The sequence below is a fragment of the Halomonas sp. IOP_6 genome, from assembly GCF_021151565.1.
GTDB classification, from domain to species: domain Bacteria; phylum Pseudomonadota; class Gammaproteobacteria; order Pseudomonadales; family Halomonadaceae; genus Vreelandella; species Vreelandella alkaliphila.
Genome location: NZ_JAIRBO010000004.1, coordinates 299078 through 319149 on the forward strand (window position 1 = coordinate 299078; position 20072 = coordinate 319149).

Here is a 20072-nt window from a genome sequence, read left to right on the forward strand (position 1 = left end):
ATTAACCGTTACTCGATAATGCCTTGCTCGCGCGCCATGGCGTAGGCTGCCTGTGGGCCATTCCACAGCGATGGCAGTAAAATCAGTGAAACGGGAATCGCGGTAATCACGATAAATTGCTGTAAGGCGCCAATTTGTCCTGCTCCCATATACAGCAGCACTGCCGCCATTAGCGCCATGGCAATCCCCCAGAAAGCACGCACGTATGGGCTTGGGTCATCATGGCCAGCACCTACTACAGCAATGGCATAACTCATCGAATCACCTGTGGTGGCCACAAAAATTGTCGTCAATAATAATATTGCCAGTGCCATCCAGGTGCCGCCGGGGAGCGCTTGGGCCACGGTAAGCGTCGCTACATCAAACTGGAAATTATTTAGTGCCTCTGCCAGATCAATGACGCCCGTGAGCTGATAATAAATGCCTGAGCCACCCAGCAGAGTGAACCATACGGTAGTCGCAATCGGGGCGAGTACCGCCACGGCAAGAATCATTTCGCGAATACTACGCCCGCGTGAAATACGCGCTACGAATATCGCCATCAGCGGTGCATAGCCAATAAACCAGGCAAAGAAAAAGACTGTCCACCACTGCATCCACCATGCGGGAGCGGTGTCGGCGGTCATGGTTGCCATGGTGAAAAAATTACTAATGTAAGCGCCCATGCTCGATACATAAGTGTTGACCAAAAACAGCGTAGGGCCAAACACGATGATCACCGCGCCAATGGCAAGTGCCAGCAGTACGTTAAAGCGGCTAAGCAGTTGAATGCCTCTATGAACACCACTCATCGAAGAGAGCACGTAAATGCAGCCTAGTACCGCAAGGATAATAAGTTGCCCAAGGTAGCCTTCGGGAAGGCCGAACAGCTCATGCAAGCCAAAACTTACCTGAGTGGCTAGAAATCCAATGGGGCCGACAGTACCTGCTACCAACGCAATCACGCAGCAAGCGTCTACCACGCCACCTAGCGGGCCACGCATAAGCCGCTCGCCAAAAACCGGGTAAAGCAGTGTGCGTGGCTGCAGTGGCTGGCCTTTCACATAGTGGGCGTGGGCAAGCACCACCGCGGTTAGCGAGCCAAGTACCGCCCAGGCCAAAAAGCCCCAGTGCATGAACGATTGGGCAAGGGCGCTTGAGACGGCTTCGGCGGTGCCGGCTTCGGTGTCAAAGGCAGGGGGTGTTACCACAAAATGATATACCGGTTCTCCGGCGGCGAAGAAGACACCACCCCCTGCTAGCAATGTGCACAGAATAATGGATAGCCACTTGAATGTACTCATTTCTGGTGCATCGAGATTGCCAATCTTGGCTTTTGCCGCTGGCGTAACTGCCAGACCAATGGCAATAAAAAAAGTCAGTAACAGTAACAATTGAAAGTAGCTGCCTAGCACCAGGGCTGTCCAAGCAAAACCGGCGCTGATTGAGTTGGCGACAAGATCAATGTCATAAAAGGAGAGGCCAAGAAACGCCAAGATGAAACCGATGCTAAGCACCAGTACGATGGGGTCGCCGAGGGAAAACCGCGAAGTACCCTCGCTTGTGTTGGCAGGGTGGTTCATTAAGAACACCTATGTTTAATGAGGGGGATGGGTAAGCAGAGCACTGAGCTTAACAAAACCGTGCGTGAGTAGGCGTAACGCCTAAAAGCATTCGATTTTCGAAACAAAAAAAAGCGCCATTCAATGAATGGCGCGAGGACAGGAAACTGTGGGTAGTATATCTTGTCCATAGACCAAAGTCTAATGCTGAGAGGGAAATTGCATAAAAATGGCGCGAAAAATAAGCGAGATGCACCATTATGAATAGGTTAATGGCAGTCATAACTGGTTAGGCTGTTATTTAAATATTTGATAATAAATGAAAAATAATGCGGAGCTTGTTTGGGGAGGAAGCTGTAGCGCGTTACCAGTGATAGAGCAGTGATGCGCTGGTGGTACTGTCAGTGCGTTCGCTGGTATCTTCAGGCGGCTGCGAGTTGTGTTTTATTTCATGGGAAAGGCGTAGCGATAGTCGTGAATTTAGCCGAGCCGTGAGTGCCGTTAATGAACGCGCTGTGGTGTTCTTGCGGGTATATTCCACCGACATTTCCTGGGCGATATCAGCATAGTCTGAGAATCCAAATTGATAGTCGAGTGCTGTATAAGCAACTGCCAATTGCTCATTATCGGCGTCGCGTAATCGGTCATTACGATACCCTGGGCCTGCTTCTAACGATAGTGAGTGTTGCTCACCGGATAGCAATTGACGGCCATAGCCACCAATGGCAGAAAGCTGCTGATCGTAGCCAGCAAAGCGGTCTTTTTCCCAGCGGGCAAAGCCAAACAAATAGTGGGGCCCGCTAAAGTCAAAACGCTCTCTGCCCGCCACTAAATATTGCTCAGCACTGGTTTCTCCATTTTTGCTCACATTGCGGACTTCACCGCGCAGCGAATGAGTGAAATCTCCCGTCAGCCACGTCAGGCGTGTCTTGCCGATCAATGTTTGGCTATTGGTATTGCCGGAAAGGTGGGTAAAACCAAGTTCGGCATCGCCGCTGAACACCGGCGTATCATCTTGTGGCGGTGGTGGGGCGTAAAATGGATAAGCGGCGGCGGAAGTTGCCCATAGCGACAAGCTAGCTAATAAGACATTTCTTAAGAAACTCAACACGTAACTCCTCCTGAGTAGCGGTCTTTGTGAGCGGCTGCGATGTTGCAGGATGAGAGTTCGTCATGCACGCTTTAAAAGCGCTGAGTATATCGATAAAAACAAAATCAGTGGCTGCTAAATAAGCAAATAGTCGAAAAAGCGCAACGGCTAACGCCGCTTGGCGCTGCATGCCATAATGACGCTGTCGCGCCTAGTGAGTTCCTTTATGACCGCCCCACGCCCACGTACGTTGGCCGAATTACAGCGCTGGCGCCGTACTCGTGCCAAACGCCGCTGGTACAAGCGAAGTTTTCGCCTGCAAGTCATGCTGCTGGTCGGCTTTCTGCTGGCGGGTATGTTGCTAGCGCAAGGCACCTATCTGAACCACCGTAAAGCAGAAATTATCACCCACCAAATGGGCGAGCGGGCATTGGCAGTGGCCAAGACCGTCGCGGGCATGCCGCAAATTGTTAATGCTTTCTCGACACCCGATCCTGCGCTGATTATCCAGCCGCTTGCTGAACGCGTTCGTCATGAGACCGGTGCCCGTTATGTTGTGGTAGGTAATGCCCAGTCGATTCGTTACTCGCACCCAGTGCCTGAGCGTATCGGCCAGCCAATGGTGGGCGGGGATAACGATCAGGCGCTGATTTATGGTCAGTCATACGTATCGGAAGCTACCGGAACGTTAGGCACCGCCATGCGGGGCAAAACGCCCATCTGGGATGAAGAGGGCAACATCATCGGGGTGGTTTCGGTGGGCTTCATGCTAGAACGAGTAGATATGGATGTGGCCCGTTATACCAGCTTAGGGTGGGCGCTGGTGGCGCTGATGATTTTGCTAGGATTTGCCGGGGCCTATTGGCTGTCGCAGCATCTTAAAAAAGTCATCCTTGGTTTAGAGCCTTATGAGATAGCCCGCTTGGCCATGGAAAAAGAGGCCATCCTGCAATCTATCCACGAAGGTATCCTGGCGGTTAACCGCGATGGTCAGATCACGTTAGTGAATCAGCAGGCACGCCGTTTTCTAGGGCTATCGGATGAACAGGTTTTGCTGGGGCAGCCAATCCGTGAGGTGGTGCCCAACTCGCGCTTAAGCGAGGTGTTAAAGCACGGCGAGCAGGAGTTTGACCAGGAAATGTGGCTGGGCGACCATCCTGTGGTGGCCAACCGCGTGCCTATTTTGCACGAAGGTGAGATCGAAGGTGCCGTTGCGACATTTCGCAGTCGCCGCGAAATTATTGATCTTTCCCAGGCACTTACCCAGGCAAGTCGTGATGTCGATATGCTGCGTGCCCAGGCCCACGAGTTTTCCAACAAGCTTTACACCATTTCTGGTCTCCTGCAGCTTAACCGCGTTGATGAGGCGCTAGCGCTGATTCACCACGAAACCGAACGTGCTCAGGCGCAAATGAGCTTTTTAATGCGTCACGTGGCTGACGCAGTACTCAGCGGCATCTTGTTGGGTAAATTGACGCGAGCACGAGAGCTAGGCGTCGCGCTGGAAATTGATGAACAGAGCTCGCTCTCTTGCCCACTGACGGTCACTGGGCAAGAGGTCATGATGAGCGTTGTGGGCAACTTATTAGATAACGCCTGTCATGCGGCGCTTAATGGTCCAAACAGTGACACCCCGAAAGTTCGCCTGTTCTTTACGGATCTGGGCGAGCAGCTGTTGATTGAAGTAGAGGATAACGGCTCAGGTGTGCCCGGCGAGCATGCGGAATCGATCTTTCAAGATGGGTTTTCTACCAAAACCGGTAAACATCGTGGCATTGGTTTAGCACTGGTCGCGCGGTTGTGCCGTCAGCATGGCGGCGAGGTGACATTAGAAGAGAGCGAGTTAGGCGGCGCGTGCTTTATTGCCGTGCTGGATCGCGCGCTTTGCGACCCAATAGCCACAACGCCTTAAATCATAATAACGACGCCAGGAAGAGGAAACACTATGTCTGCGACGCAGTACGGTATTTTGGTCGTCGAAGACGATTTTCGCATTGCCGATATCCACAAAGCTTTTATTGAGCAGAGCGACGGCTTTTATGTGGTGGGGTTGGCACGTAACGGCAACGAAGCAAAAGCCTTGATGGCTCAGCATGCTGATGCTGTTCAACTCATCTTATTAGATGCTTACTTGCCTGATGTGGAGGGCCTGGAGCTGCTATGGGCCATTCGCCGCGACTATGTGCATGTGGATATCGTCATGGTGACAGCCGCCCGCGAAGTAGAAACCATCAGCGAAGCGTTGCGTGGTGGCGTCTTTGATTATCTGATTAAACCAATTGAAGCGACACGTATGACGCAAATGTTGACACGTTTTCGCCGCGAGCGAGAGGCATTGGCGAATCGGGCTGAAATGAGTCAAGACGAGCTGGATCAGGTGCTTGCTCGCTTACAACCAGGTGAACCTCCGCGGCTAGCTACGCGCACGTTACCTAAAGGCATCGACCGCTTGACCCTGCGCTGTGTGGTGGAGTCGCTGGCAGCCGAGCATGATTCCCAAACGGCGATGCAGGTAGCTCAGGCAATGGGCGCAAGCCGTTCAACAGCGCGGCGTTATTTGGAGTTTTTAGTAGCTGAACAAGCGGTTAATGCAGAAATTGGCTATGGCGATGTCGGCCGCCCTGAGCGCCGCTATCGGCTGCTGGAATCCTCTTCCACATGGCTGGAATCACTGTAAACGAGCCGTTCTAACCAGCCGTGAACAAAATGAACAAAACGCACAAAAAGCACTTTTTGCCATTAATGGTCATAAGCTTGTCGCGAGGAGTAGCGGTCTTCTAATGTGAAGGGTGTAACCACACAAAGATACGTAGATAACAACCATCTATAACACAGCTAATATAACAACATAGCTAATGTGGAGAACGCCCATGACCATGCTTCCCCTAAAGCGCTTTGCCGTGCTTGCTTTACCGATGGCAGCCCTTGCCATGACAACGTCTGCCAGCGCCCAAGAGTGGACACCGAGCCGTTCGATTGAGTTTGTTGCACCCGCCAACCCCGGTGGCGGTTGGGACACACTAGTGCGCACCATGTCCCGCGTTATTCAGCAAGAAGAGCTGGCCGACGAAAGCTTTGCAGCCATTAACGTGCCTGGCGGTGGCGGTGCAGTTGCCTGGGCTCAGGTAGCCCGTGATAACGGCAATCCGCATAAACTTTTCGCCACCAGCCCGCCGATGATTTTAGTACCCCTGGCAGGCGCATCGCGTTACGACCACACCGACTTCACCCCGATTGCGCGTATCAATACCGACTATTCGATTATTTTGGTGGCGGCAGATTCCGAGTATCAAAACCTGGATGATCTTTTTGCAGCGCTCAAAGAGAACCCTAGCTTAAGCGTGGGCGGTGGTAGTGCGCCGGGCTCGATGGATCACATCTCGGTTGCTGGTCTTGCTTCCGCGGCGGGTATGGAAGCCTCCTCGGTCAACTACATTCCCTTCTCGGGTGGTGGCGACGCCATGACTAACCTGATGGGTGGCCATATTGAGGCAGTGGTTGGCGGTGCCGGTGAAGCGGTAGGTCAGTTGGGTGAAGGTAGCCAGCTGCGCGCGTTGGGTGTCTCTTCCGAAGAGCGCCTGGGCGGTGGACTGGCCGATGTACCCACTTACCAAGAGCAGGGTTACGACTACACCTTCGATATTTGGCGTGGCGTAATGGGTGCGCCGGAAATGCCTGAAGAGGCGGTTGAATACTACGAGACGCTCTTCGCGGAAATGCTCGAAACTGATGCATGGCGCGAAGCAAGCGACCAGCTGGGCTGGATTGATGCCTACCAGGATAGCGACGCCTTCGCTACCTTCCTGGATGAGCAGCAAGAGCAGTTCAGCAGCGTGTTGACCGACCTGGGGCTGATGCGCCAGTAAGCGCTCGTCCCAAAGGCTCCCCCGGTGGCAGCGTGCCACCGGGATCTTCTGTCTGATACCGCAAGGGTCTTGCTGTTCAGCAATGACGTCTTCGGAGAACTTTCCCATGACTCGATTCAATACCAACCAATGGCTAGCGCTTGTGTTGGCGTTAGTGGCGGCTGCCTATCTGGCAATGGCCTGGCAAATCCCCAACTTTCCGCTGCCCCGCCCAGTGGATTCAGACCTATTTCCAAAAGTGCTAGGTGTTTCCTTGCTATTGCTGTCGGCGTGCTTGTTTTTTGAGCGTCCTGGTCCTATTGCGGGGGCCGATCAGATTGATCAAGCCGAAACCCAGGGGCCGCTACTGCTAACGCCTTGGGCGCGGGTGATCGTCACCGCCATCGCCATTGCGGCCTACGCGTTCCTGCTCGTGCCGTTAGGCTTTGTGCTGGCTTCGACGCTACTGTGTGTTGGCCTAACCGCTTACTACGGCTACCGCCGCCATGGGGTCAATCTGGCAACATCGCTTGGGGTGGTGTTGGCGCTGTATTTGACCATGACGCGGGTAATGGATGTTTACCTACCCACTGGCGTGCTGCCGTTTTAACTAAGCCGCGCTTGCCCACTGTTAGCGGGTTTAAAAGAGAGACACTCCCATGGATGCCTTTAACAATCTAATGTACGGCTTTGGCATCGCGCTTGAGCCTATCAATATCGCTTACGTCTTTGCCGGCGTCTTTGCTGGCACCATTATCGGCATGTTGCCCGGCCTTGGGCCGATCAGCGCGTTGGCGCTGATGATCCCGATTACCTTCGCTATGGAGCCCTCTTCAGGGCTGATCTTGATGGCCGGGGTGTATTACGGCGCTATTTTCGGCGGCTCCACCTCATCTATTTTGCTTAACGCCCCCGGCGTGGCGGGAACGGTTGCGACCTCTTTTGACGGCTATCCGATGGCCAAGCAAGGGTTGGCAGGCAAGGCGCTGGCGATTGCCGCTTACTCCTCCTTTGTTGGCGGTACGATCTCCGTTGTTTTCTTGATGTTGATTGCGCCGCTGCTCTCCAAAGTCGCGGTGAGCTTTGGCCCTGCTGAATACTTCGCGTTGATGGTGCTGGGCTTAACCGCGGTTGTGTCGCTATCCGATAAGTCGCTGGTCAAAGGCTTAATTGCCGCCGTTATCGGGGTAATGATCTCGATCATTGGGATTGATATGCAAACCGGCACCGAGCGCTTTACCTTTGGCTCTATCCACCTGCTCGACGGTGTCGATTTTCTGGTCGTCGCGCTGGGTATCTTCGCGTTAGCCGAAGTGTTCTACATGTTGCTGCGCGGAGGCGGTGGTAAAGAAGCACCGCGTAATGCGATTGGTTCGTTAAAATTGACCCGCAGTGAAGTGAAGCAGATTGCAGGGCCGGTTAGCCGCAGTTCAGTATTGGGCTTCTTTACCGGCGTTCTGCCGGGCGCAGGCGCGACCATCGGCTCGTTTCTTGGCTACAGCATGGAAAAACGCATTGCCAAAGATGGCGATACGTTTGGTAAAGGCAATATCAAAGGCGTTGCTGCGCCAGAAGCGGCAAATAATGCGGCGTGTACCGGTTCGTTTGTACCGCTGTTAACCTTGGGTGTGCCGGGGTCTGGCACCACCGCCGTACTGCTTGGCGCACTGCTGGTGATGGGCGTTAATCCTGGCCCGATGATGCTTGAACAGCGCCCGGATGTGTTCTGGGGCGTGGTCGCCAGTATGTATATCGGCAATATCTTCCTGCTGGTGCTTAACCTGCCGCTGATTCCGCTGATCGCCAAGATTCTCGATCTGCCCAAACCGTTGCTGCTATCACTGATTTTGATCTTCTGCATGATCGGTGTTTACGGTATGAGCTTCAGCGTGTTCGACCTACTGTTACTGCTTGGTTTTGGCTTGGTTGGCCTAGGGATGCGCTTGTTCGGTTTCCCTGCCGCGCCGCTGATTCTGGCGCTCATTCTAGGCAACATCATGGAAGAGTCCATGCGTCGCGCGCTGCAGATCTCCGGTGGGGATTGGACGACCTTTATCGACAAGCCGATTTCGCTGTCTTTACTGGTCATCGCTGTACTGTCGCTTGGTTTACCGTTGCTGAAAAAGCGCCGCACTAAGCGTTTGAATACTGCGGAATAGAACACAGGTATGCGTGTAAAGCGTCCTAGGGTCTCCTAGGGCGCTTTTTTTTGTGCAAGAAATAGGCGGGATTAATAGGCGTATGCAACAGAAAGCGCACTATTGGTGCGAGGTGTCGTTGTGGTGCATAAACAGCGTGCATTTTTTGGATGCTGGCGCGCCACGATAGTGCGGCCGGTGAAGATGGGGCTGCTTTTTTTAAAACTAACCTTTTGATTTTAAGCTTTTTAGTGTTTCTTTTTGTAGTGTGGCGCAAACCTTGCAAAAGCTAGGAGCTAGTGGATGCACCAAGCCCCGTAATAACCGTTCCCACGTTACATAACGGGAGTCCTTGGCCGCGAAGCTCAAATAACGAGCCCCGTCATAAGGGGCGCAAGGAGGTTCAAGTGACCACATTGCAGCGCAAGACACACCCTCGTACCGTTGGCCGTTTCGCTACCGCCTTAATGGCCGCCGCCGTCATGGGGGCCAGTACACAAGCTATTGCCCAGGATGACGACCCGATCAAGGTCGGTATCCTTCACTCACTCTCTGGCACCATGGCGATCAGTGAGACGGTTCTTAAAGACACCGTTGAGATGCTTATTGAGCAGCAAAACGATGCGGGTGGCTTGCTGGGCCGCCAACTTGAAGCAGTTGTTGTCGACCCAGCCTCTAACTGGCCGCTATTTGCCGAGCGTGCTAGAGAGCTATTGGCGCAAGAAGAGGTCGACGTGATCTTCGGCAACTGGACCTCCGTTTCCCGTAAGGCAGTACTGCCGGTAGTGGAAGAGCTTAACGGCCTGTTGTTCTACCCGGTGCAGTATGAAGGTGAAGAGTCCTCAGAAAACGTCTTTTATACCGGTGCCGCCCCCAACCAGCAGGCGATTCCTGCGGTTGAGTATCTGATTAATGAAGTCGGCATCGAGCGCTTTGCGCTGGTCGGCACCGACTACGTCTATCCGCGTACCACCAACCGTATTCTCGAAGCGTTCCTCAAAGATGAGCATGGCATCGCTGATGAGGACATCATGATCAACTACACGCCGTTCGGCCATTCAGATTGGCAGAACATCGTGTCAGAAATACGCCGCTTTGGTGAAGAGGGGAAACCCACGGCGGTTATCTCCACGATTAACGGCGATGCCAATGTACCGTTTTACACCGAACTCTCTAACCAAGGCATCGATGCTGCCGATATTCCGGTCATCGCCTTCTCTGTGGGCGAGCAAGAGCTCACCGGCATTGATACGGGGCCGTTAGTCGGCCACTTGGCGGCCTGGAACTACTTTATGAGCGTCGATACTGATGACAACTACGACTTTATCGACGCTTGGATTGACTACACCGGCGACGAAGAGGCCGTCACCAACGACCCCATGGAAGCGCACTACATTGGTTTTAACATGTGGGCCGAAGCGGTGCGTAAAGCAGGCACTACCGACGTGGATGCGGTAAAAGACGCGATTATCGGTGTCGCTGTGCCTAACCTTTCCGGTGGCTATGCGGCGATGATGCCCAACCATCACATCACCAAGCCGGTGCTGATTGGTGAAGTTCAAGACAATGGCCAGTTCGATATCGTCTGGCAAACGCCTTCTACCGTAGCGGGCGATGCATGGTCTGACTACTTGCCTGGCTCACGTGATTTGATTGCCGATTGGCGCAAGCCCATGGAGTGCGGCAACTTCAACGTGGTGAACGGCTCGTGTGGCGGCAGCACCGCCGCAGAAGAGGCTGAAGCGGCCCTCGCTGAGTAAATGATGACCCCTCGCTGCTTGGCTAAACGCTGAGTGGTGGGGGAGCACGCTACCTCCCTTTTTTAGATCACTGTTTCTAATATAACCAAAGGAAGAACCCCATGAGGCGTTTCTTTTCCTTAGGGTTGCTGTGCCTGCTGTTGTTAAGCGTCACAGTCACCGCCCAAGCACAAACAAGCGCCACCGTTGAGGCTGATGACGCAGCGGCGCTTGAGCTACTAAACGCGCTGGACGTGCGTTCCTATTCCGCCAAAGGCGAAGCGATCAACGCTATTTTGCAAAGCGATGATGAGCGCGCGCGTGATTGGCTGCAGTCCTTGTTGGATGGTCGCTTGCAGCGCACTGACGACGGCCGCTTTGTGGTGGTGCTCGATAATCAAGGTCGCGATTGGCCAGTTGCAGATGCGCTGACCAATGAACCGCTGGGGGAGATGTCCCGCCGTGACCTGGATCGTATTGGCATTAATAACAATTTACGCAACCAGCTACGCAGCGCTATTGCCGTAGTAGATTTGTATTCGCCAAACGTTGAGCGTCGGCGTATTTCAGCCAGCCGACTACTGGGCGAGGTCGATGAAGAGCTGGCCGAACCGCTCAGTCAACTGATCGCTGAAGAAGAAGATGCCGAGGTAGCGCGCAGGCTTACCCAGGCGCTGGCGATTTACCAAGTTGAAAGCGGCGAGCTTGAAGGCGTTGAAACGCTGCGAGGCAGTTTGCATCCACGTGTTCGAGTAGCGCTTAGTCGGGCAGCGAATAGCGATGACTCTATTATTGCCGATGCCGCCAATGAAGCGCTGAGCAGCATTGAGCAGAATCTCAAAATTAACCGTGGCCTGGAAACGCTCTACTTCGGGCTTTCGCTTGGCTCGGTACTGGTGTTGGCGGCGATTGGCCTGGCCATTACCTTTGGCGTAATGGGCGTTATCAATATGGCTCATGGTGAGCTAATCATGCTGGGTGCTTATACCACTTGGATGATGCAGCAACTGTTACCCGGCCAGCCGGGGCTGGCGCTAATTCTGTCGATTCCTGCAGGCTTTATGGTGGCCGCGCTGGTGGGCATTGCCATTGAACGAGGCGTTATTCAGTTCCTGAAGGGCCGTCCGTTGGAAACCTTGCTGGCGACGTTCGGTATCAGCTTGATTTTACAACAGCTGGTGCGAACGGTGATTTCACCGCTAAACCGTACGGTCATAACGCCCGAATGGATGAGCGGTTCATTAGTGATTAACGATGCGCTGTCGCTGACGCTTAATCGTATGTTTGTACTCGGTTTTGCACTGGTAGTGTTTGCCGCGCTGATGCTGATTATGCGCCGCACGCGGCTAGGGCTTGAAGTGCGTGCAGTGACCCAAAACCGCGCCATGGCACGCTCCATGGGTATCCGCGCCACGCGGGTCGATATTATGACCTTCGCATTAGGGTCTGGCGTCGCTGGTTTGGCAGGCGTTGCGTTATCACAACTGACCAACGTCGGCCCCAATCTGGGCCAGAACTACATTATTGATTCCTTTATGGTCGTAGTTTTCGGCGGCGTAGGAAATCTATGGGGCACCCTGGTGGCCGGGCTTTCCCTGGGCATTATCAACCAAGTGTTGGAACCCTGGGCAGGTGCCGTGCTGGCCAAAATTATTGTCCTGGTGTTCATCATTCTATTTATTCAAAAACGCCCGCGTGGACTCTTCCCGCAGAAGGGCCGGGCTGCGGAGGGCTAAGCGATGTCATCAACGATCTCATTAATGACGCAATCATCTTCACGCCAGTTTTGGCTAACCCGCCCGTTTAGCGAACGGGCCACGCAGATTTTTCTTGGCGTGCTGTTTGCCGCCCTGCTACTGGTTACGGTGCTCCATTTAGCGCTGCCCCAAGGCCACCCGTTGCACGTTAATGCTTACACCGTGAACCTGTTCGGTAAGTACTTAAGCTACGCGTTGCTAGCAGTGGCGGTGGATTTGGTATGGGGCTATTTGGGCATTCTGAGCCTGGGCCACGGGGCGTTTTTTGCCATTGGCGGTTACGCCATGGGTATGTACCTGATGCGCCAAATTGGTGACCGCGGTACTTACGGCGACCCGGTACTGCCGGATTTTATGGTGTTTCTCAACTGGGACAGCCTGCCCTGGTACTGGCTCGGATTTGATATGGCCTGGTTTGCGTTTGCCATGGTGCTATTGGCCCCTGGGTTATTGGCATTGGTATTCGGCTTTTTAGCGTTTCGCTCGCGGGTCACTGGGGTGTATTTGTCGATTATTACCCAGGCGCTGACCTTTGCCCTGATGCTGGCATTCTTCCGCAATGAGATGGGCTTTGGTGGCAACAACGGGCTGACCGATTTCCGCGAGCTGCTGGGCTACAACCTACGCAGCAACGACACCCGCTTAGGGCTGTTTATTGCCACCGGCGTTGCGCTGGCGCTGGGCTATATCCTGTGTCGAGCGATTGTTACCAGCAAGCTAGGTCGAGTGTGTGTGGCAACTCGGGATGCTGAGGCACGCACGCGGTTTATTGGCTACCGGGTCGAACGCTTCCAGCTATTTGTATTCGTGGTTTCCGCCATGCTGGCAGGCTTGGCTGGCGCGCTTTATGTCCCTCAGGTAGGGATTATCAACCCCAGTGAGTTCTCACCGATTTTCTCGATTGAAATTGTGCTGTGGGTGGCACTGGGTGGCCGCGCCACGCTTTATGGAGCGGTTATCGGGGCGATCTTAGTCAACTACGCCAAAACAATTTTCACCGGCGTGATGCCGGATGCCTGGCTGTTTGCCCTGGGCGCGATGTTTGTCTTGGTCACCGTGTTGCTACCCAAAGGCGTGGCGGGGTTATTGCTTCACCTAAAACGCCGCAAAAAATCCGATACCTTGCCGAAGGAGGCTACCGCATGAGCTTGTTGCAATCGCTAACCACGCGGGATCGGGTATTTGATTTTATGGCTCCTCAGGCCTCACCGGTGGATGTGCGCCATGGCCCGATTCTGTATATGGAAGATGTCTCGGTGAGCTTCGATGGCTTCAAGGCAATCAATAACTTAAACCTGACTATTGATGACGGTGAACTGCGCTGCATTATCGGCCCTAACGGGGCCGGTAAAACGACCATGATGGATATCATTACTGGCAAAACACGCCCCAACGCAGGCAGCGTGTGGTTTGGCAGCCGTCATAATCTACTGCAAATGAATGAACCGGATATCGCCAGCTTGGGAATTGGTCGTAAGTTCCAAAAGCCCACGGTATTTGAAGCGCTGAGCGTGTTTGAAAACCTGGAGCTGGCGATGGCCGCCGACAAGCGTATTTTTCCCACGCTGACTGCCCGTATAACTGATGAAATTAAAGATCGTATCAATGAGGTGCTTGAAACGATTGGCTTGGCCGAGCTGCGCTACCAGCCAGCAGGGATTCTTTCCCACGGTCAAAAGCAGTGGCTGGAAATTGGCATGCTGTTAATGCAGCGCCCGCGTTTACTGCTGGTAGATGAACCCGTCGCCGGGATGACGGAACAGGAGATGGAGCGCACCGCAGAGTTACTAACAGGCCTGGCGGGTAAACAGTCGGTGGTTGTGGTAGAGCATGACATGGGGTTTGTACGTTCCATTGCCCGTAAAGTGACCGTGTTGCACCAAGGCGGCGTGCTGGCAGAAGGCAGTATGGATCAGGTATCCAGCGACCCGAAAGTGGTCGAGGTGTATCTGGGTGCAGACGACGAGGAGGCTGCCTAATGCTGGCGATTGAAAAGCTTAACCAGTTCTACGGGGAAAGCCACACCTTGTGGGATTTAGACCTCGACGTGCCTGAAGGCCAGTGCACTTGCGTGATGGGCCGTAACGGGGTGGGTAAAACCACCTTAATGAAAGCCATTATGGGCGAAGTGGCCGTAAAGAGTGGCCAGCTACGCTATCAGGGTGAGGGTAGCGACATTGAGCTGACCAAAAAAGCCGTTGAGGCACGTTCCCGTTTGGGCATTGGCTTTGTCCCCCAGGGACGGCAGATTTTTCCGCTGCTCAGCGTGGAAGAGAATCTACGCACCGGCTTGGCAGCGCGCAGTGATGGGCTGAAAAAAATCCCCGAGCGTATCTATGAACTGTTCCCGGTTTTAAAAGAGATGAAGCATCGCCGTGGCGGTGACTTATCCGGTGGGCAACAGCAGCAGCTCGCCATCGGTCGCGCGCTGGTGATAGAACCCAAGCTGCTGATTTTGGATGAGCCAGGGGAGGGGATTCAGCCCAATATTGTGGCGCAAATCGGCCAGGTGATTCGCCAACTGATCAAGGAAGATGGCTTAACGGTATTGCTGGTCGAACAGAAATTGCCCTTTGCGCGCAAATACGCCGACCGCTTTGTGATTATGGATCGTGGCCGTCCGGTCGCCAAAGGTGAAATCGCCGAGCTTTCCAATGAACTGATCAAGCAGCACCTGACCGTTTAAGTTATCCACACCCGGTTGCCTCAACCAAGTAAAGCGCCCGCCATCAGGCGGGCGCTTTGTTGATGCAGCGGAGAAACCGGCGTTCACAGATTGGCAGGCGGCTCCACCGGTGACTGACGGTCGCGGCGGCGTTTGAGAAGCTGCGTAGCGAGGCCATAGCGCGGGCCCAACAGAAAGGCGAGTATCAGGAATACGCCGGTCATGACGGCCATCATGCCGCCGATAGAAACGTTCAGGTAAACGGCGAGATAATAGCCGGAAATGCTGGCGGCAATGGAGATGAGTGCGCCGATGATAAACATCATCCACAGGCGGTCGGTGAGTAGGTAGGCGGCTGAGGCGGGCACAATGGCAAAGGCGATAAACAGCACCGCACCTACCGCATCAAAGGCGGCAACGGCAGTGGAACTGGTCAGCATCAGTAGCACGTAGAACAGAATGGTTGGCATAAAACCGAAGGTTTTTGCCAGCGCCGGGTCGAAGGTGGCAAGTTTCAGTTCTTTGTAGAACAGGCCGATAAAACCGTAATTCAGCAGTGTCATGATGCTCATCGAGACGAGCGCCTGGGGGATGGGCAGGCCAAACAGGTCGATGGTATCCAGCCATACAAAGCCGATCTCGCCAAGCAGTACGGTGTGGGTGTCGATATGTACATCGTTGGCGTAGACATTGAGTAACAGCACGCCGATGGAGAAGAGGGCGGGGAAAACCAGACCGATGGCGGCATCCTGTTTTACTCGCTTGGTGTTGGCCAGTGCTTCGGTGAGCAACACGGTTAATAGCCCAGTTAATGCGGCGCCTATTAGCTGCACGGGCCCGCTCTGCTGCTTTGTCAGCAGCCAGACAATCACAATGCCAAACACAATTGAGTGGCTAATCGCATCAGTGAGCATGCTATTGCCGCGCAGCACAAGGAAGGTACCCACCGCCGAGGAGGCAATGCCAACCATGGCACCTACCAGAATAATGGGCAGCGCCGTGTCGGTCAGTAATTCAGCAATCATGTCACGACCTCTTCGAAGGTGGCGACCACCTGTTTCGCTGCCTTTTCTCCCCGCGACGTTAGCGCCCATCCGGTTCCGCCATCAGGAGAGCGTATAAGGTATCCTTGACGCTTAAGTTGACTCAACACCCTGCGCACGCCGAATGTTGTGCGGTAGTGTTGTGAAGCGGAGGGATGCTTGTAAAGCGCGTAGAGCAATTGCTGCTTCTGCAATGCTTCTTTTTGGCGGTAATGCTTGATGAAGCCCCATAGCAGGCCCCGGCCGGGGGCAAGCGCCAGTGAGATGATTACAATAGCCGTTGCGGTGAGAATCACCAGCGGGCCGGTCGCCAGACCACGGGATAGGGTACTAATGGTTGCTCCCGAGACCCCACTGACAATACCGATACCAGCGGCAATAACCAGCATCCCCCCCAGATGACGGCTCCACTGCCGGGCCGCTGCTGCTGGCGCCACGATCATGGCGGCCATTAATATCACGCCAACCATTTGCAAGCCGACCACCACGGCGAGCGCCACCATAGCGGTAAGCGCGGCTTCGATAGCGTTGACGGGCATGCCGAGCGAGCGGGCGTACTGCCCATCAAAAGTGACCAGCTTGGCTTGTTTCCAGAAGATGGCGAGCAGCGTGAGTGTGACAAGGGTGATGCTACCCATTACCCACAGATCCGAGCGTAGCGTAGCGGCGGCCTGACCGAACAGAAAGGCTTCGAGCCCCCCTTGGGAGGCGTTGTTGGTACCCTGGATATAGGTCAGCAGCACGATGCCAATGGCAAAGAAAATGCTTAGGCAAATTCCGAGAGCGGCATCGGTTTTCAAGCGGCTTTTGCGGGTCAGCAGCAGCATCGTCAGCGCGGCTAACGAGCCGGTGGCCAGTGAGCCAATGATAACGCTGCCCATATCCCGACTGCCGGTGATGATGAAGCTTAAACACACGCCGGGCAGCGCCGCATGCGAAATGGCGTCACCGAGCAGACTCTGGCGGCGTAACACCGCAAAACAGCCCAGAGGGCCGCTGATCAGCCCCAGTAGCGAGGCACCAATCACCACGTTTTGAAAGGTGTAGTCAGACAGAAGGTCGAGCCACTGCATGGGTTATTTCACCTTTGAAGCAGTGAACATCAAGGCGTCGCTATCGTTCAGCAGGGCAATCTGGCCACCGTACGCCTGACGCAGATAATCAATATTAAACACGTCTTCAGCCTTGCCGCTGGCAATCACGCGTACGTTAAGCAGCAACAGCCAGTCGAAGTAATTACGTACGGTTTGCAGGTCATGGTGGACAACAATCAGCGTTTTACCCGCATCGCGCAGGCGGCGCAGAATGTCGATAATGGCGCGCTCGGTGGTGGCATCAACCCCGGCCATGGGCTCGTCGAGAAAGTACACATCGGCCTGTTGTACCAGTGCGCGGGCTAGAAACACTCGCTGCTGCTGGCCGCCAGAAAGCTGACTGATCTGGCGGTCGGCATAGGCGCTCATTCCCACCATCTCCAAGGCTTCCAGCGACTCCTCACGCTCTTTACGCCCTGGGCGCCGGAGCCAGCCCAGGCGACCGTAAAGACCCATGGTGACCACATCCAGCGCGGTGGTCGGGAAGTCCCAGTCGACGCTGGAGCGCTGCGGCACATAGCCAACGCGTCTGCGCTGTGAGGCGTAGGGGCGCCCATGCACCATGACCTCGCCGGAAAGCGATGGTACAAGCTCCAGCAGGCTTTTGATCAGCGTACTCTTACCCGCCCCGTTAGGGCCGACAATGCCTGCCATCACGCCGGTAGGAATCTCCAGATTAATATCCCAGAGAACGGGCTGATTATGATAGCTGACGGTCAGGTTCTGAATACTGAGCGCCGTGTCGGTCGTTACGGGTGTCGCCATTGTTGCAATGCCTTGTTGAGTGATTAGAGCGTCCACTCGGTAGCCCAATCGTTCATTTCATCGGGAAGCGGTGCCAGGGTACCGCCAAGCGCTTCGACAATATGCTGGGTGTTGCGGTAGATCATCCCCATATAAGTGCCATCGACCGTGTCCGGGTCGCCCATGGCATCGGAGTAGAGTTCGCCGCCAATTTCGACAGTCTGGCCCCGTTGTTGGGCGGCATCAATAACTGCCTGAACCGTGCGCGGGTTGATGGTGCTCTCGATGAAAAGGGCTGGAACCGCGCGATCCACCACAATATCTGTCATGTTGCGAATATCAGCAATCCCCGTTTCCGTTTCTGTGCTAATGCCTTGTATGCCTTCCACGTCGATATCGTAGGCGCGGCCAAAGTAACCAAAGGCATCGTGAGCGGTGACCAGAATGCGTTGCTCATCGGGAATGCTGGCAATACTGTCTGCCACCCATTCGTGCAGGGCAAGCAGTTGCGCCTGATAACGCTCGGTATTGGCATCAAACGTCGCGGCGCAGTCGGGGCGCGCTTCACTCAGCGAGGCATTGAGCGTGGGCAGTGTTTGCGCCCATAAAGAAACGTCCATCCACAGATGAGGATCGATGCCGTACACATCCTGTGAGGTAATCAATGACGCGGGGTCAATCGAGGCAGGGGCTACGGCAAGCGTAGGTGTGCGCTCGGAGAACCTTTCCAGTACGTCGCCTAGCTGGCCTTCCAGCGAATAGCCTGAGTAGAAAATCTGTTCTGCGTTTCGCAGTGTTGCCACATCGCTAGCGCTTGCCTGATACAAATGGGGGTCTACGCCGGGGCCCATCAGCGCGTCTACGCTAACGCACTCACCGCCGATCTCCTGGGCGATATCGGCAATCATCCCAATGGTCGCGACTACATTGAGCGGCGCCTCGTCGGCGGAGGCGATATTGCTTAGCGGAAGTAAGCTTGCCAGAGCAATTGCGTATCTTGTTGCCATGATTCCCCCCAGCCGGAAAGCCAGCTTAAACGATAGGTTGAGACAGATTGGGTTAAGGATTGATGAGTGTGTGATCAATAAGCGTTTGACCGATGTGTGTTAAGCAATGTGGTAAGGCGTCATTGATTTTGCATGAAGCAAGAAGTATAGCCTTGGCTAAGTTTCTGGCGTTCTGCATCGAATGTCAAGAGAACCAAAATATCGCCGACGGTACTTATGATCACCAAATACGGCCACCAAGTACGTCCAGCGAGCCAAGCGGGCTGACGTGACGGCGCGAGCAAAACGGATTAGTGTGCAGCCGTGGTGCAGTCTGTCTTTAGATTGACTCTTTTTGGTGCGGAATGGGCAGGTTGAAACTATCTTTTTCCATCTCATACGGGCGCTATGGCGGCGCATAAGCACTTTTCACCATTTTGGCGCATTCCTTGCATTTCAAGTTGAAATATTGACCAACAGGAAGCGATAGCGCCCATGACTCTGTGTGAACTTGCGACACCTGCTGCTGGCTCAGGCCATCGCTTTGATGGCGAGCGCCACTGGGCGGCATCGCTGGCGCTGCGTTTTGCTAACCGTGAGGGCACAACCCGGTTGGTGCAGGCTCGTCACCAAGGGCCTCTACGAGTACAGCGCCCGTTTTACCCAGAAGGCAGCACGGAAGCTTGCCATGTGTACGTGCTGCATCCACCCGGTGGTTTAGTCAGTGGCGATGCCCTGACGATTCGCGCCCACATCGAGCGTGGTGCTCATGCGCTGCTCACCACGCCTGCGGCTAACAAGCTTTATAAAGCGGACAGTCAGGGCGTCGCCTGGAACCAACAGACGGAACTGAACGTGGATGATGGCGGCATCCTTGAGTGGCTGCCTCAGGAAACCATTGCCTTTGATGGCTCCAAAGGCACTCAGCGAACGCATATTGCGTTGCATGGCAGTGCCCGTTGCCTGGGTTGGGAAATCATGGCGCTGGGCCGCCCCGCCAGTGAACTTCCCTATGTAACAGGCCGAATTGAGCAGCACTTTCGTTTAACCCTAGATGGCAAGCCGCTGTGGCTTGAACGCCAACCGTTGGATCCTGCACATCCGCGTTTTAACGGGCGCTGGGGGCAGGGGGGCGCCACGGTGCAAGCCACGCTGTGGGCGGTTGGTTTAGAAGATGCCGGTGCGGCGATTGATGAACTACGCGAAGCGCTGCCGGACAACCCGCGTTGGGCGGTCACCGTTCGCCAGGGCGTACTGTTATTACGTTACCTCGGAAACTCACGTAATGAAGCCTGGGCACTGTGTGAGCAGGCTTGGCATTTACTGCGCCCGCGCTGGATTGCTCGCGCCGCCCACACGCCGCGCATTTGGTTAACCTAAACGTTATGCAGCAGGTGCTAAATAAGTTATTGTCACTAATGCAAATGAAA

The 20072-nt window shown here is 54.6% G+C and carries 17 protein-coding genes; 11 read left to right on the forward strand and 6 right to left on the reverse strand.

Annotated elements, in window-relative coordinates:
* Nucleotides 1–8: 8 nt before the first annotated feature.
* Together K7H08_RS09810 and K7H08_RS09815 are read right to left on the reverse strand one after the other, a co-directional pair.
* On the reverse strand, nt 9–1562 hold the full coding sequence (locus K7H08_RS09810) for a BCCT family transporter (protein WP_038479378.1): 1554 nt from the start codon (nt 1560–1562) through the stop codon (nt 9–11).
* A 343-nt stretch (nt 1563–1905) separates the two neighbouring features.
* A complete protein-coding gene (locus K7H08_RS09815) occupies nt 1906–2649 on the reverse strand; it encodes a DUF481 domain-containing protein (RefSeq protein ID WP_038486415.1) in 744 nt (247 codons plus the stop codon).
* A gap of 208 nt (nt 2650–2857) precedes the next feature.
* Between K7H08_RS09815 and K7H08_RS09820 the strand changes: the two genes are divergently transcribed.
* The 10 genes from K7H08_RS09820 to urtE all read left to right on the forward strand — a co-directional run bounded on the left by K7H08_RS09820 (nt 2858) and on the right by urtE (nt 14796).
* Entirely contained in the window at nt 2858–4543 is a 1686-nt protein-coding gene (locus K7H08_RS09820; RefSeq protein WP_198348794.1) for an ATP-binding protein, read from the forward strand.
* Between the two features lie 33 nt (nt 4544–4576).
* Nucleotides 4577–5308, forward strand: coding sequence for a response regulator (locus K7H08_RS09825; protein ID WP_231657795.1), 732 nt, complete (start codon nt 4577–4579; stop codon nt 5306–5308).
* A gap of 193 nt (nt 5309–5501) precedes the next feature.
* Entirely contained in the window at nt 5502–6497 is a 996-nt protein-coding gene (locus K7H08_RS09830; RefSeq protein ID WP_038479367.1) for a Bug family tripartite tricarboxylate transporter substrate binding protein, read from the forward strand.
* A 106-nt stretch (nt 6498–6603) separates the two neighbouring features.
* Complete coding sequence (locus tag K7H08_RS09835) at nt 6604–7086, forward strand: tripartite tricarboxylate transporter TctB family protein (RefSeq protein ID WP_038479364.1); 483 nt, start codon at nt 6604–6606, stop codon at nt 7084–7086.
* Between the two features lie 49 nt (nt 7087–7135).
* Complete coding sequence (locus K7H08_RS09840) at nt 7136–8635, forward strand: tripartite tricarboxylate transporter permease (RefSeq protein ID WP_038479361.1); 1500 nt, start codon at nt 7136–7138, stop codon at nt 8633–8635.
* Nucleotides 8636–9021: 386 nt separating this feature from the next.
* Nucleotides 9022–10374: an urea ABC transporter substrate-binding protein gene (urtA, locus tag K7H08_RS09845; RefSeq protein ID WP_038479358.1), complete on the forward strand. Its 1353-nt coding sequence runs from the start codon at nt 9022–9024 to the stop codon at nt 10372–10374.
* A gap of 101 nt (nt 10375–10475) precedes the next feature.
* Entirely contained in the window at nt 10476–12089 is a 1614-nt protein-coding gene (gene urtB / locus K7H08_RS09850; protein WP_120386088.1) for an urea ABC transporter permease subunit UrtB, read from the forward strand.
* A 24-nt stretch (nt 12090–12113) separates the two neighbouring features.
* Nucleotides 12114–13256 carry an urea ABC transporter permease subunit UrtC gene (urtC, locus tag K7H08_RS09855; RefSeq protein WP_231657796.1) on the forward strand — a complete coding sequence of 381 codons (1143 nt, stop codon included), beginning with the start codon at nt 12114–12116 and terminating at the stop codon, nt 13254–13256.
* Nucleotides 13253–14089, forward strand: coding sequence for an urea ABC transporter ATP-binding protein UrtD (gene urtD / locus K7H08_RS09860; RefSeq protein ID WP_198348797.1), 837 nt, complete (start codon nt 13253–13255; stop codon nt 14087–14089). The genes urtC and urtD overlap by 4 nt, the downstream gene beginning before the upstream one ends.
* Nucleotides 14089–14796 (forward strand): urea ABC transporter ATP-binding subunit UrtE, encoded by a 708-nt coding sequence (gene urtE, locus K7H08_RS09865; protein WP_038479346.1) that lies wholly within the window; start codon nt 14089–14091, stop codon nt 14794–14796. Before urtD ends, urtE begins: the two co-directional genes overlap by 1 nt.
* A gap of 83 nt (nt 14797–14879) precedes the next feature.
* Here urtE and K7H08_RS09870 read toward each other — a convergent pair whose 3' ends face one another.
* The 4 genes from K7H08_RS09870 to K7H08_RS09885 are packed head-to-tail and all read right to left on the reverse strand — an operon-like array spanning nt 14880 to nt 18663.
* On the reverse strand, nt 14880–15800 hold the full coding sequence (locus K7H08_RS09870; RefSeq protein ID WP_231657797.1) for a metal ABC transporter permease: 921 nt from the start codon (nt 15798–15800) through the stop codon (nt 14880–14882).
* Nucleotides 15797–16891: a metal ABC transporter permease gene (locus K7H08_RS09875; protein ID WP_120386093.1), complete on the reverse strand. Its 1095-nt coding sequence runs from the start codon at nt 16889–16891 to the stop codon at nt 15797–15799. Before K7H08_RS09875 ends, K7H08_RS09870 begins: the two co-directional genes overlap by 4 nt.
* Nucleotides 16892–16894: 3 nt before the next feature.
* Nucleotides 16895–17677, reverse strand: a complete 783-nt coding sequence (locus tag K7H08_RS09880; RefSeq protein ID WP_231657798.1) for a metal ABC transporter ATP-binding protein — start codon at nt 17675–17677, stop codon at nt 16895–16897.
* A 23-nt stretch (nt 17678–17700) separates the two neighbouring features.
* Nucleotides 17701–18663, reverse strand: a complete 963-nt coding sequence (locus K7H08_RS09885; protein WP_231657799.1) for a metal ABC transporter solute-binding protein, Zn/Mn family — start codon at nt 18661–18663, stop codon at nt 17701–17703.
* A 474-nt stretch (nt 18664–19137) separates the two neighbouring features.
* On the opposite strand from K7H08_RS09885, the gene K7H08_RS09890 reads away from it, so the two are divergent.
* Nucleotides 19138–20022 (forward strand): urease accessory protein UreD, encoded by an 885-nt coding sequence (locus K7H08_RS09890; protein ID WP_231657800.1) that lies wholly within the window; start codon nt 19138–19140, stop codon nt 20020–20022.
* The last annotated feature ends 50 nt before the right edge of the window (nt 20023–20072 follow it).

What these genes read in the sequence shown, in the direction of transcription:
- K7H08_RS09810 (WP_038479378.1), bottom strand. Translation starts at nt 1,562, where the DNA reads ATGAACCACCCTGCCAACACAAGCGAGGGTACTTCGCGGTTTTCCCTC.
- K7H08_RS09820 (WP_198348794.1), top strand. Translation starts at nt 2,858, where the DNA reads ATGACCGCCCCACGCCCACGTACGTTGGCCGAATTACAGCGCTGGCGC.
- K7H08_RS09825 (WP_231657795.1), top strand. Translation starts at nt 4,577, where the DNA reads ATGTCTGCGACGCAGTACGGTATTTTGGTCGTCGAAGACGATTTTCGC.
- K7H08_RS09830 (WP_038479367.1), top strand. Translation starts at nt 5,502, where the DNA reads ATGACCATGCTTCCCCTAAAGCGCTTTGCCGTGCTTGCTTTACCGATG.
- K7H08_RS09835 (WP_038479364.1), top strand. Translation starts at nt 6,604, where the DNA reads ATGACTCGATTCAATACCAACCAATGGCTAGCGCTTGTGTTGGCGTTA.
- K7H08_RS09840 (WP_038479361.1), top strand. Translation starts at nt 7,136, where the DNA reads ATGGATGCCTTTAACAATCTAATGTACGGCTTTGGCATCGCGCTTGAG.
- urtB (WP_120386088.1), top strand. Translation starts at nt 10,476, where the DNA reads ATGAGGCGTTTCTTTTCCTTAGGGTTGCTGTGCCTGCTGTTGTTAAGC.
- urtC (WP_231657796.1), top strand. Translation starts at nt 12,114, where the DNA reads ATGACGCAATCATCTTCACGCCAGTTTTGGCTAACCCGCCCGTTTAGC.
- urtD (WP_198348797.1), top strand. Translation starts at nt 13,253, where the DNA reads ATGAGCTTGTTGCAATCGCTAACCACGCGGGATCGGGTATTTGATTTT.
- urtE (WP_038479346.1), top strand. Translation starts at nt 14,089, where the DNA reads ATGCTGGCGATTGAAAAGCTTAACCAGTTCTACGGGGAAAGCCACACC.
- K7H08_RS09870 (WP_231657797.1), bottom strand. Translation starts at nt 15,800, where the DNA reads ATGATTGCTGAATTACTGACCGACACGGCGCTGCCCATTATTCTGGTA.
- K7H08_RS09875 (WP_120386093.1), bottom strand. Translation starts at nt 16,891, where the DNA reads ATGCAGTGGCTCGACCTTCTGTCTGACTACACCTTTCAAAACGTGGTG.
- K7H08_RS09880 (WP_231657798.1), bottom strand. Translation starts at nt 17,677, where the DNA reads ATGGCGACACCCGTAACGACCGACACGGCGCTCAGTATTCAGAACCTG.
- K7H08_RS09885 (WP_231657799.1), bottom strand. Translation starts at nt 18,663, where the DNA reads ATGGCAACAAGATACGCAATTGCTCTGGCAAGCTTACTTCCGCTAAGC.
- K7H08_RS09890 (WP_231657800.1), top strand. Translation starts at nt 19,138, where the DNA reads ATGACTCTGTGTGAACTTGCGACACCTGCTGCTGGCTCAGGCCATCGC.